The organism is Collinsella sp. AF31-11, assembly GCF_003475605.1.
Lineage (GTDB): Bacteria > Actinomycetota > Coriobacteriia > Coriobacteriales > Coriobacteriaceae > Collinsella.
Genome location: NZ_QRQS01000020.1, coordinates 1 through 12,201 on the forward strand (window position 1 = coordinate 1; position 12,201 = coordinate 12,201).

The 12,201-nt window shown below is 51.7% G+C and carries 11 protein-coding genes; 3 read left to right on the top strand and 8 right to left on the bottom strand.

The genetic code is table 11. The annotated features are described in order from the left end of the window. Positions 1-58 precede the first annotated feature (58 nt). Positions 59-1,318 carry an IS110 family transposase gene (locus DWZ22_RS09810; RefSeq protein ID WP_118406031.1) on the top strand — a complete coding sequence of 420 codons (1,260 nt, stop codon included), beginning with the start codon at positions 59-61 and terminating at the stop codon, positions 1,316-1,318. A gap of 162 nt (positions 1,319-1,480) precedes the next feature. Beyond that, on the top strand, positions 1,481-1,612 hold the full coding sequence (locus tag DWZ22_RS10610) for a hypothetical protein (RefSeq protein WP_255413600.1): 132 nt from the start codon (positions 1,481-1,483) through the stop codon (positions 1,610-1,612). A gap of 581 nt (positions 1,613-2,193) precedes the next feature. On the opposite strand, the gene DWZ22_RS10175 is transcribed toward DWZ22_RS10610, so the two are convergent. Beyond that, a complete protein-coding gene (locus tag DWZ22_RS10175; RefSeq protein WP_147352290.1) occupies positions 2,194-3,231 on the bottom strand; it encodes a hypothetical protein in 1,038 nt (345 codons plus the stop codon). Positions 3,232-3,415: 184 nt separating this feature from the next. Here DWZ22_RS10175 and DWZ22_RS09820 point away from each other — a divergent pair, with 184 nt between their 5' ends. Beyond that, complete coding sequence (locus tag DWZ22_RS09820) at positions 3,416-3,865, top strand: UDP-galactopyranose mutase (RefSeq protein ID WP_255413601.1); 450 nt, start codon at positions 3,416-3,418, stop codon at positions 3,863-3,865. Positions 3,866-4,332: 467 nt separating this feature from the next. Here DWZ22_RS09820 and DWZ22_RS09825 read toward each other — a convergent pair whose 3' ends face one another. From DWZ22_RS09825 to DWZ22_RS09855, 7 genes are all read right to left on the bottom strand, one after another. Continuing rightward, positions 4,333-5,544, bottom strand: coding sequence for a hypothetical protein (locus tag DWZ22_RS09825; RefSeq protein ID WP_118406032.1), 1,212 nt, complete (start codon positions 5,542-5,544; stop codon positions 4,333-4,335). Between the two features lie 135 nt (positions 5,545-5,679). Continuing rightward, the gene (locus DWZ22_RS09830) at positions 5,680-6,513 is read right to left on the bottom strand and encodes an SDR family NAD(P)-dependent oxidoreductase (protein WP_118406033.1); all 834 of its coding nucleotides are present in this window, start codon (positions 6,511-6,513) and stop codon (positions 5,680-5,682) included. Position 6,514: 1 nt separating this feature from the next. Then, the gene (locus tag DWZ22_RS09835) at positions 6,515-7,525 is read right to left on the bottom strand and encodes a glycosyltransferase family 2 protein (protein ID WP_118406034.1); all 1,011 of its coding nucleotides are present in this window, start codon (positions 7,523-7,525) and stop codon (positions 6,515-6,517) included. Between the two features lie 5 nt (positions 7,526-7,530). Beyond that, complete coding sequence (locus DWZ22_RS09840) at positions 7,531-8,946, bottom strand: lipopolysaccharide biosynthesis protein (RefSeq protein WP_118406035.1); 1,416 nt, start codon at positions 8,944-8,946, stop codon at positions 7,531-7,533. Then, a complete protein-coding gene (locus DWZ22_RS09845; RefSeq protein ID WP_158573331.1) occupies positions 8,946-10,043 on the bottom strand; it encodes a polysaccharide pyruvyl transferase family protein in 1,098 nt (365 codons plus the stop codon). Before DWZ22_RS09845 ends, DWZ22_RS09840 begins: the two co-directional genes overlap by 1 nt. Positions 10,044-10,136: 93 nt before the next feature. Next, on the bottom strand, positions 10,137-10,949 hold the full coding sequence (locus tag DWZ22_RS09850; RefSeq protein ID WP_118406037.1) for a glycosyltransferase family 32 protein: 813 nt from the start codon (positions 10,947-10,949) through the stop codon (positions 10,137-10,139). 163 nt (positions 10,950-11,112) lie between these two features. Continuing rightward, the gene (locus DWZ22_RS09855) at positions 11,113-12,090 is read right to left on the bottom strand and encodes a glycosyltransferase (RefSeq protein WP_118406038.1); all 978 of its coding nucleotides are present in this window, start codon (positions 12,088-12,090) and stop codon (positions 11,113-11,115) included. Between the last annotated feature and the right edge of the window lie 111 nt (positions 12,091-12,201).

The following is a 12,201-nucleotide window of genomic DNA, read 5'->3' on the forward strand; positions in this document are numbered from 1 at the left end:
TCGTTTGACTATTAGCGGCTAAAATCGCCCGGCGCTAACAGCGAGGAAGGCGGTTTGCATGAAGGTGGAGTACGGGAACGTTGCGGAAGACGCCGTGTGGGCAGGGGTCGACACGCACGCCGCAACCAACTGGCTCAGCGTGGTTGACGCGAGAGGGTCGGAGCTCTTCTCGGGGGAGTTCGCCACCGACCCCGAGGGTTACAGGAAGCTGTGCGACGAGATCCGCAGGCTGGGCAGCCCCGTGGCCGCAGGCGTGGAGTGCACGGGCGCCTATGGCGCAGGGCTCGTGAGGGCGATGGCCGCATACGGCATTGCCTGCTGCGAGGTCATAACCCCGGGAAGGCCGAGGCGCGGGCCCGGATGCGACAAGGACGACGCGGCCGACGCGCTGAGGGCGGCAAAGCAGGCTCTTTCCGGCGAGAACCTCGCCGTGCCCAAATCCCAGGACGGATGGGTTGAGGAGGTGAGGAACATGACCGTCGCAAGGGAGGAGCTCGTCAAGCAGTGCACATCCCTGGCAAACCTTGCCCTGGCAACGGTCAGGAAAGGGCCCGATGAGATCAGGGCGCGCCTCGAGAGGCTCGGGACCGCAAAGATGATGGGCGTGCTCGCAGGATGGGACGAGGCCGAGGCCGATCCCATCTGCGACGCCGTGATGTTCTCCCTCGCCGCACTGGGGAGGGTCTGGGCCGAGGCGAGGAGGTCGGCAAGGCTGCTTGAGGAGCGCATCGAGAGGACACTGAAGGCGGGCAACCCGGCGCTTGCGTCCATGTACGGCTGCGGCCCGATTTCTGCCGCCATGCTCGCGATAGCCGCAGGGGATAACCCGGAAAGGATGGGCTCCGAAGCGTCGTTCGCAGCTCTGTGCGGCGTTTCGCCGATAAGGGCCTCGAGCGGCAAGGTGGAGCGTCACAGGCTGAATCGCGGTGGCAACAGGAACGCCAACAAGGCCCTTCATATCATCGCGATGCACAGGATGAGGACGGACCCGAGGACGACCGAATACGTCGAGAGGCGCAGGGCCGAAGGGCTTTCCGATCGAGAGATACGAAGATGCGTCAAACGCTACATAGCGCGTGAGGCGTACCGCCTTATCATGCATCCCTACGATGTGCCCATCGAGGGGAAGGGGCCTGAAATGCGGGCTGAAAGAATCGCATCTGGGGTTTCTCAAAAAGACGCAGCAATCGCTCTCGGCGTCACAGCTTCGACACTCTGCGACCTGGAGCTCGGCCACCATCAGTTCCGGGAGCTGGCGCTGCGCTACAGGCAATGGATAGACGACGGCTTCCCATTGGAAGCCGGAATCGACTCTTGACACCAATAGAAGCGTCAGGAGCGCGCCAACAGGGAAATCAAGCGCCGCTCGCGCGTGGTGCAGGTATTCCCGTCGGAGAGTTCGCTGCTCAGGCTCGTGGGCGCCGTCATGTGCGACCAGGCCGAAACATGGTCCGGCTCGCGCTACTTCTCGGAGAGGAAGATGGCCGAGATGCATGACGCCGCGTTCAGAATGGGTGCCGCGGGCGAGCACGACTGGGCGGAGCTGGAGAAGGCGGCCAGGAAGATGATCGAATCCAGCCTGGAACTTGCCGACAGCGTGGAGGCGGCCTAGGATATCAACTGATTCCGGATATCGGACACAGGGGCCGCAAGGGCCCTTACACCAACTTTCTCGACACTACCTGAAAGCGCTTCCTGGGCTTCGTCGCTCACCGATTGAAGCGGCAAAACATGAAATAAATCTGCCAAAGTAATCCTCCCTTGAATCCCGGATGTATGAATCTGCCCGAAGTAACACCGCCCATGAAAGGACGTCTAGCGTCAAAACGGCAACATCGCATGTCCACTCAAGTTCGAACCCAGAGAGGCATACATCGACGACCTAATAAACGGGCATTTCTACATCTATGCTGCCAACTACTACCATGGTCTGCCTAGCGAACAAGGCAATCCATTCGAGGCCTCCATGGCTCCTAGGGTGTGCCCCATCAGGATCCCCTGATACACTGGCCCGCCAACTAAATGCACGTAAAACCTCAACCGAATTGTAAGCTCAAGAAGAAGCATCGTGCGCTAAAGCAACAGTAACCTTTGTGCGATCACCCTGGAGCAGATGCAGCAATGACCTCGCTAGCGACAACAGCCAGTTATAATTTCAAAATACCTGGCCTATTTAAATCGCGCTGTGCCCCCCTATCGTAAAGCTAAAAGTTCATGGCCATGCCTGTTGGGACGATAGCCGCAAAACGAGTACAACTCCGATTCACACTCAGTTCCTGGACAGACAAGCTCATCTTCAAAAAACAGATGATTAAGACAAACAGGGTTCTTGGAATGTTCAAGACACAGGTAACGTCCAGCTTTACTGGAATAATGCCAGCGCCCAAAGTCGACAATCATTGATTTAAGTGCGTTGGCGGAGCGCCTTCCAAAATATACCCCTCGAATTGTCAAATTTCCATGTGCGATATCCGGAGTCATTCTTAAATTAAGCTCTCTGCCACCGCCCACAGGACTATAAGCAACACAGGGTTCGTATGAATAATACTCATCAACAATTGCATTGCTCAATTGATAGGTAGTCTCACCGAGAACTTCAAAGGGGCGAGAAAACTCTTGATGCAAATAATCATGCAGCAAGCAGTATTGTCCGAATGCAGCCGGGCTTTGCCCAAACAGCCTACGCACTTCGGAAGGAATATAAATACCAATACCAATAGCTTTAATAGGTCTAGCGACCTCATACGCAATCAAAGCAAATTGGTCACCAACGTTCACCCTGGCTTCGTCAAGCGTAGTGACTGGGTCACCGCAATTGACATATAAATAGCTCTCACCGGGTTTGTTTAATCGCCCAAAATTGGTCACGCAATCATTCGGTGGCTCCCACAGTTGACCCTGGTCAATAAACTGAGCTCCATAATCGAGAGAAGAAGAGACACTTCGCGCGCGAAAAACAGTCGCCCCCTTAGGTAGACTAACGTATTCAGGAAACTGTAAGTACATGCCATCAACACGAAGCTGATTATGCAATATTTCTTGAGCATTTTCATGGCGGACATCAGCCCAAAGAGAACTTAGAGCTGGCAGCCTACATTCAAATTCCGCCTTTTCCAATGCAGCAATAAAACCATCCAAGTCACCTTGAATGCAATTAAACATCCTCGCAATAACTGAGCTATCAAGGGGCTGACCAAACTCTCCAGCAGAAATAAACATAGAGCGATGCAAGATGAAACTTCCTCCAAACAAAACCAGACAATCACGCGCGCCAAGGTCAAATTTACTCGGTTATTACAAAATAATTTTACCCTGCAGAATAACCGAGGATAACCTGTGGCCAACACCACCATCCAACCCATAACCCACCTCCAGTCCCCATCTGCCCAAGGAGCTGGCCGCCGCCGAGCCCGATATCGCCGCCAGGACGATCTACTGCGGCCCCATCGACGCGTTCTACGACTTCAGGCTGGGCACGCTCGAGTACCGCAGCCTGCGCTTCGAGACCGAGACACTCGACGAGGCCGACCACCAGGGCGTGGCCGTGGTCAACTACACCGAGCGCGAGGTCCCCTACACCCGCATCATCGAGCACAAGCACTTCGAGTTCGGCACGCAGGACAAGACCGTCATCACGCGCGAGTACCCGGCCGACTGGAAGCCCGGCGACGAGCCCTACTACCCCATCAACGACGCCAGGAACGAGGCCCTCTACAAGCAGTACGAGGAGCTGGCGGCGCAGGAGGGCGACGTTATTTTTGCCGGACGACTGGGCGGCTACAAGTACTACGACATGGACAAGGCAATCGCCGCCGCCTTCGAACTCGTCCGCAACGAGCTGGGCGTGGAGCCGACGGAGGCGTAGTTAACCATTTGAGAGTCATCGCGCCAATCAATATAAATTAATTAATGAGGATGCTAGAACAGATCTGCATCCCAATTACTTACAACAGTTGCGTCAACGATCCCTTTCAGATAAAGGGCGCCGACCTTTGACTGAGCAAAATCACACAACCTGCGTCGCGATTATTTCCACCAAATAATGCAATTTCCAATCGACAGACCAATGAGAAGCCTCCAAACGATGCCCACATCGCCCGGCAATAGCGTTTGCGCCCGACAGATTCCTGCCACTAGTCCGCAGTGACGAAGGCTCTGATTCCGGGGGACACCTCGGGACAGGGGTAGACACGGTCCTATGGCACCCGCCAGACAACTACTCGAGACTTATCCATATCATAGGCAATACGCCGAATGCTGTCATCGAGAATTGTCGATGTCCAATTACCACCTGTAATGGATAGATAGAATCAGTTCATGCAAGGAAGTAATTTAGCAGGCATCAGATTCAAACACCGATTTATCTGAAAATAATAACGCAGGTCCAAAAGCGACTAAGAAAATATTACAATCGACGCGCGCTCCAAGAGTTTCACCGATACCAAATAGCAGCATCAAACTTAATCCGAAAATAAGTGAATTCCATGTTTGCTTTCGGACCAAGACAACCATCAACGCAAGCACGCCGCCGAAGAAAATAATAGACGGAATGATGCCATAGCGAAGGAGAATATGGCAGAACGCGTTGTCAACAATGAAGTTAGTAGGCTTTCCAAGCTCCCAGTAGATAGGCGCATGGCCGCTAAAGTCGGATCCAAACAGCGTCAATGGCTGCATGGAATAGTAGCTATGCGCCAGACTAAACCTATTGCTAAGCAATGTATTGAGCTGCCGCAAGGCCGGAATAGATGGGCTATATACAACCATGACCGCAAGACTCCCGGCTATAGCAACAAGAACCATCAACAAAAGAGAAAACCTAGCGATATTGCGAGAGCGCTGCGCTTTGCAATAATCGAAGACAAGAAGAAGAGGAATCTGGGCCAAGCTCATGATAGCGCTGGATCGAGAGCCTACAACAAATATGTTAATCAGGAAAGTAACGAGAATTAGGACAATATCGGGGAGTGGGTTTGCGCCGAAGCGAAGCGTTGAAACGAAAATGCAAATTGCCATTAAATAAAACCCAAGGTAATTCGGATGCTTGAATCCATATGCAAATCGCATCACACCGGAGCGAACAAAGAGTCGGTTCTCAATCAACCCGAGTTCGCAACAAGTGACCGTAAGAACAAAAAGCATCGAAACCACGCTCAACGATATAGCAGCAAGAGTCCTTATCCTTACCTTGTCCGAGCACGCAACAAAGAGGCAAAGCCAAAAGAACCAGTTCTCACCGCTGCTCCGCCACGATTTATAGCCAATCAGTACAACCGCGAGGGCTAGAAGCCAGCCGGAGAAAGAAGCTCTCTGCGAAACGAACTTGAATAAAAGTAGGAATAGAATAATAAATTGACAGAATTTAATAACTTCCTGTCTGTCGATGCCAAACACTTCATAGAAGGTCGTGAGCTCGATAAAACTGCATATAGAGTACAGCGTGAAGGCAACGTAATAACCGAAAAGAGCTGCATCAACTTGGCCAAGACGGACGTGCTCAAAGCCGGCGTTATTTATATCAGTGATGTTAAGCCGTGTGTTCATATAATTCCGTATGGTTGAGTTTCCAATAAAAGGGCATCTGCTAATGCACGCCCTGGCTTTCAAATCAAAAAGTAGCGTTCATCTCCGCTGTCCAAATTTGAACCGAGCGACATTCCGCCGACTCAAATAGCATCGCTAGCGGATCTCGATGCCGCCTCTTCCACCAGAAACAAGGATCGTCTCCCCAACTATCATGTCTCCGGAAGGGCCAACGAGCATTTTCGCCCATTCAGCTATCTCGGTCGGCGTGGCGAGACGCCCGACGCCATTTTCACCCGAGGTGATCGCATCCCCCTCTTTCACACCAATCAATGGCGTCGCAGTCGAACCGGGCGCGATTCCGTTCACGACGATGCCGTGGGGAAGCAGGGTCTTTGCGAGCCCTTGCGTCAGACCCTTCAAACCCCATTTTGAGAGGCCGTACGGAGACCAAGCAGGCTCAAAGCCGCGAGAGCTGTTCACGAAGAGAATATGCCCCCTTGTGCCCGAATCAATCATCTCTCGTGCTACGGCGCGAGAGATGAAGAACGCACCCCGCAAGTTGACGGACATGACCCTGTCGTACTCCTCCGGCGTCATGGTCCAGAAATCAACACCATCGGTATGGACACCGGAAGACTCCACGAAGATATCGACTCTGCCGAAGGCCGCCTTTGCCTCAGCTACGACATCGACCGCCATATCGGCATCGGACGCGTCCATCACGACACATGCGACATCCTCGGTATGACCAAGCTTCTGTCGGCAGACCTCGAGCTTCTCCGCCCTGGTGCCGCCGAGAACTACCTTGGCACCGGACTCAAGAAGAGTTCCCGCAATGGCCATGCCTATGCCGCCACTCCCCCCGGCGATGAAGGCGACCTTGCCCTCTAGCGCCCTGTCCGAATCGACGATCTTCTGGACGGGCAGTATCTCCTTAGCGCGCAGAGCCTTAACAGCGTTCTTTGCAGCGGTCTTTATCCCGAACATGTTAGTTTCCCCCGTTCTTAGCAGCCTGATCCCGTTTGCGCGCCTCAGTTTCTCTCCTCAAGTCGCGTTTCGCCCAGCAGACTGGGAAAAGGCCTTTCATCAGCATCTTCGCTTTACTCTTCGGCCTCATCTCGGACTTCAGCAGGACGCCCGGCAGACGCTTCCGCATGTTCCTGATACAGTCGCTGTAGAGGTCTGCAAGTTCGTTCTGTCGACCGGTGGCAATGATCAGGAACAACGTATACCCGTAGTTCTTCCAGATGTGCCAGTCGCACGCGTTGATCGTCTTCGGGGTACGTATGGTAAGGCTGTCCTTGATGAACTTGATATTCTCGAGCGCGTTGGTCCCCATCTCAACGTTGTAGTGAGTAAGCCCGCTGTTCTCGTTGTCAAGACGGTAGTAGTAGATGCGGCGGTGTCCCATGGCGACCTTACCCGCCGCCTGTGCAGCCATGGTAGAGTAGTAGAGTCCCTCGCCAGACCATTTAGTACTGAAGGTAATTCCGGCGTCCTTTAGCGACTTCATGCTATACATCTTGTTCCAAGGTCCGATGGGAATCCAAGGATAGATGATCTCCGCAATGGCCTCCTCCGAGGTCAAATCGACGACCTTGTCCTCCTCATTCTGTTTGAGATCCCGCGTGGTGAACACCGAGTCTGTCATCGACATGTTCACGCCCGGGCGCTGGATCAGCCTTAGCAGGTACTCGATGTAATCGGGGGCGAGCCAGTCGTCGCCGTCGATGATGACGAGGTACTCGCCCCTCGCCAACTCTATTCCCTTGTTGCGGGCGTCGCAAGTCCCCCCGTTCGGCTTGTGGATCACGCGTATTCTGCGATCCTCCGCAGCATAGCGGTCGCAGACCGCGCCACTCTCGTCGGGAGACCCATCGTCCACGAGGATGACATCGAGGTTCGGGTAGGTCTGCCGAATGATCGATGTGATCAGTTTGTCGAGAAACCTCTCTGATTTATAAATGGCAACGACTATGGACACCAAAGGCTTATCCATTTGAATCACTTTCCCTTCTTGACGACCGAGCGCCCCTTGCGAAGCGCCGCGGAAACTTCTCTACGGTAGAGGACGACGACGATAACGACGAGCACGGCCTCGCAGGAGTGAACCGCCACGAGGCTGAGCGGTGTGAAGAACAGAACCGCCTGTAGCACAAGCAGAGCATAGGAGACGTAGTCTCTAATGATGTTGATCCTGATTCTCATATAGCTCTTGAGCTTCCGTACTCTCATGAACCATGTCACCCAATAGCTCACGAACGTGGCGACAGCGGCGCCAAGCGCCCCTATGAAAGGCACCGTTAAAAGGTTCAGCGCGATATTCACGACAGCACCGACAACCGAGGAACGCGCAAACTCCTTGGAGTCCTTAACGGCGGCAAGAACTCCTCCCACGTACCCGGCGAGCGCACCGAAAACGATGGAGATTGTCAGGAAGGGTGCGTACTGCCACGCCGCGTAAAACTCGTTCGCATAGAGAATCCTCGCGAGCAGCAGGTTACATGCGATGATGAAGGAACAGACGACGACCATCACACAGTTATATGCGGCGTACATGTTCGAGAAGAAGCCGTTAGAGTCCTCTGGATCGAACTCCTCGACAGCGGAAATCGTCCATGCCTGCCCTACCACTGTCTGTACGATGCTAAGGATACTGGGAATCTTCGACGCCACGGAGTAGATGCCGTTCGCAGCAACGCCGCAGAAGAACGTCACGACATAGCGGTCCGAGACGTTGGTGACCCACCAAGAAATAGAGTTAGCCATCATAGGACGGCTGTAGATAAGCATCTCGTGCTCGAGCTGTTTATCGACGCAGAACGGATTGACACCGTGCAGTTTGAGCCGCATCAGCAGGTAGACGCACTGAAGAAGCGGCCCGACGATGTTCGCAAGGAAATAGCCGGAAAGACCCCACTGAAAGACAACAAGGAAGATGATGTTGCAACCAATGATCAGAGCGCTGCACATCACACTCGAGACGGCGATATCAGTGAACCTGTTGATACCGCGGACATAATAGAGGACGATACCCGAGAGTGCCTGGCTCACATAGAGAAGCAAGACGAGGGGACTGAGCTCAACGAGCACGGGGGAAACACCAAGGACGGAGTTGGCGATAAGCACCAAAACGACCGGAACAAGCGAAATTAGGAAATGTTTGATGCCAATGCTCAGGACCCCGCACTTGTCGACGTTCTTGTCCATCGAGAAGCGCAGGACCGCGTCAACGACGTTCTGCGTCAGCAACGGGACAAGTACGCCAATCGTAGTGACGGCAAGGTCGTAGGTGCCGTACTCGTTGGTAGTGAGCACGCTCGTGTACAGTGGCACCAAGAGGAAGCTGAGGATCTTAGTTCCGAAGTTCGCGAGGGTCAGGAGACCGACGTTCTTGGCAAAGGAGCGATAGCCCGCCACTAGTGATCACCAGCCCTATCCGCCGTTGCCCGCGCCAAAGCAGAACGAAGGTAGCCGATAGACTCGCTCCTTTTCGCCTCGATACGCGGGTTTATATAGGAATAATCGAGAGACCCCCCGAAATGTTTTTCCCATTCGCCAAGTTCGTGGCGCGGCAGGAGGGCATCTTCGGCCCCGGCCATCTCAAGGAAGCTATATACGCGAGTGTTCTGCGAATCACTGCTGTTAGGGTCGAACCGCTCGAAGGCGATAAAATCCTTCTGAAAAATAGTCGAAAAAACCATGCCGTGAAAAGAGTCGGTACAGACGAGATTCGCGTGAGACACCAATGAGAGGAACTCCGCGGGGCCAATAGGAAAGCGAGCGCAATAATCCAGTTTTTGGTCACGTTTGAAAACGGGAACAAGCACCGGCCTGAGCCCATTTGCTCGAGCGATTTCCTGAGCACATTTTAAGTTGCAATTATCAGATCCGAGAAGATAGATCAGACAGTAGGGTTCATTCTCGCTAATTTGAGTAGCGAACCTTTCCCACTCTTTTCCATCTAGGAGCAGAGTCGGATCCAAAACAACCAAAGGTTTACGACCGGTGCACTTCTCAACGATATCGACCGCGCTCGTTTCCCTAACTCCGATGGAATTGAATCTTCGAAGTAAAGAAGCTATCTGATCCCCGGAAGAAAATGGCTCTAATGAATCGCATCCAAAACTCGGGGCATAAGCGACCATGCGTTGGCTGTCTCCAACGAAATCCAGATAATACGACGAGTCGAAGCAGCGAGGAGACCATATCTGATCACTACCGCAGACATAAGCATCAAAGCAATTAGAAAACAGCGAGAGCGCTTCCTTCGATTCAAGGTCATCCGTTAGAGTCAAGAATCGTGAAACGAAACTATTGAAAAGCTGTGACTTATCTGTAGAGCTAACTGGGAATGTGCCGCGCACATTATTAGCAATTTTCCTGATAGCTTTACTGACAAAGCTCAGTCGAGCACCCTCATGAGTTGCTCGTCCGAAACTGGGATCGTATGCAATGTCGACCGCTTTATAGCCCAAATCGCTTATCACGCGATTCAAGGCAACCGCCTGAAGCACACTGCCGTAGTTCTCATATGAATACCATGTCATTATACTTACTGTTTTCATTGCACACCAGTTCGATAAAGGCAAATAATGTTGCTTCGTTTTCTATTTCTTTTTCTTAAGACGCCTGATTACACGCTTAATGTCCAAAGAGAGCGCTACAGAAATAATCTTTGCCGACGCTTCTCCTACGCCGTGCATCAACAGCCATCGGTTTACGGAATGTTGGAACTTCTCCTGAGGGGTAAACCACGACATCTTAAAATGATGTATTGACCGGGTGTTTTCAGTAAATTTAACTTCACCAGTCAGATGGTTTTTCGGGTTGAAATACTCAGACGGATAAATCGAAATACCCGCAACTTCCTGCATTCCCTTAGTTTTATTCAGACCAAAGCTTTCGAGAATTTTAGTTGTTCGGTAAACAACAGTTGTTCTATCGAAATCGCCGTCAGCCAGCAAAAAACTACTCGATTCATATGAATCGAGAACTTGCCGATATACGGGAAGACCCGGTGTACTTCCCATACCAAGACCGGGATTTACCGCCATAACGAGCCCGTCTTCCATATTAGAAGAAGTCATGTTTCCATAATCAGTTTCAAAACCTAGAAAGGGTCCTTTTGATAGCAAATCATCGATTGGTTTAACGAGCTCAACATCGGTATCGAAATAAAGTCCACCATATTCATACAGGATTTTGAATCGAGCATAATCAGAAACAAAAGCCCACTTTTGCGCACTGAAGGCTTCCCTAACATAGGCGCAACAGTCAATATCAAAATTACTCTCGTTCCAGCACTTTATTTCGTATCCAGGAAGATATTTTTTCCAAGATTCGATGCAGCTCAATTCATTTGGGCCAAGAGGAGAGCCACCAAACCAGCAATAGTGAATTATCCTTGGAATATCCGCCATTTTATCCTCCAAAAAAGTCGATATCTCCCCTGTTTGCAAATAAATTAAGCCTGCAGATTGGATTACGCCTATGAGGAAGATATTCCGAAAAACATGACGGCGCCCAAATCAAAACCAATCCTTTGGGCACAATTGCCACCCGCACGAGCAACATGAAATCTTTTTATCTATCCTCTCGTAGCTTGCAATATGCATTCCAGGCGAAACGATAAAAGTGAAGCCCAAATCGCAACGCATAAAGAGCCACCCTGTCCCTGCGTGGGGTGCGAGAATCGGACAGAACACTAAGAGAGTGTTCTTTTACAGTATCAGATAGTTTCTTCGCGCGCGCGAGATGATCTGGACTGTTCAAATCAATCGATCGAAGGACACTTAGATAATGAAAAACGAGGTAACGCTCAGCCGCGATGCTTATATCAGCATCGCCAAGGGCAACCAAGCCCTCATAAGCATCAAGAGCAAGGTCGGAACGATCGAATATGCTGTCGCTCACCTGATGAACAATTGAACCTTGACGCATAACGTAGTTATAAAGTGGCTGCTGTCCAACAGCAAGTTTCGTCGCCTCTGCAATAAAACGCCACGTCGTGTCCACATCTTCATAATGCTTACCTACGGGGTACTCAATCCCGCTCCTGGTAAGCTCCACTCTATAGAGCTTACCAGGAGCGGATACATTTATCCGCTCCTGGTAAAGAAGGGACAATAGCGCCTCTTTGCTATCCATAACATGAACTTCATCATTTGGGCACTGCCAAGGATATCTTTTATCACCTATACACTTGTTGAAATAACAAGTCGAGATGTCCGCATCGTTCTCAACAAGCAAAGAGTAGAGATATTCAAGGTAAGATCCCTCAATCCAGTCATCTGAATCGATGAAAGTAACGTACTTCCCTGTTGCATGCTTTACTCCGTAATTGCGTGCATCAGAGAGTCCACCGTTGGTTTTATGAAAAACTTTGACACGGGCATCATCAACAGCAAGTGTATCCGCAAGCTCGCCAGAGCCATCAGTAGAACCATCATCGATAAGCAACAACTCAAAATCATCGAAGGACTGCGCTAGAACAGATTCCACGCATTTCTGAAGATATGAACAAACATTATAGATGGGAACGACTACGCTGATTTCAGGCATTCTACACTCCAGGTGTTTCTAAGTAACAAGAGAGCTCTTCCTCCCAGTCGGGCATGTGGAAACCGACCGACTCGAGCCTGGACAGGTCGAGCGCGGAGTGGACCGGGCGCG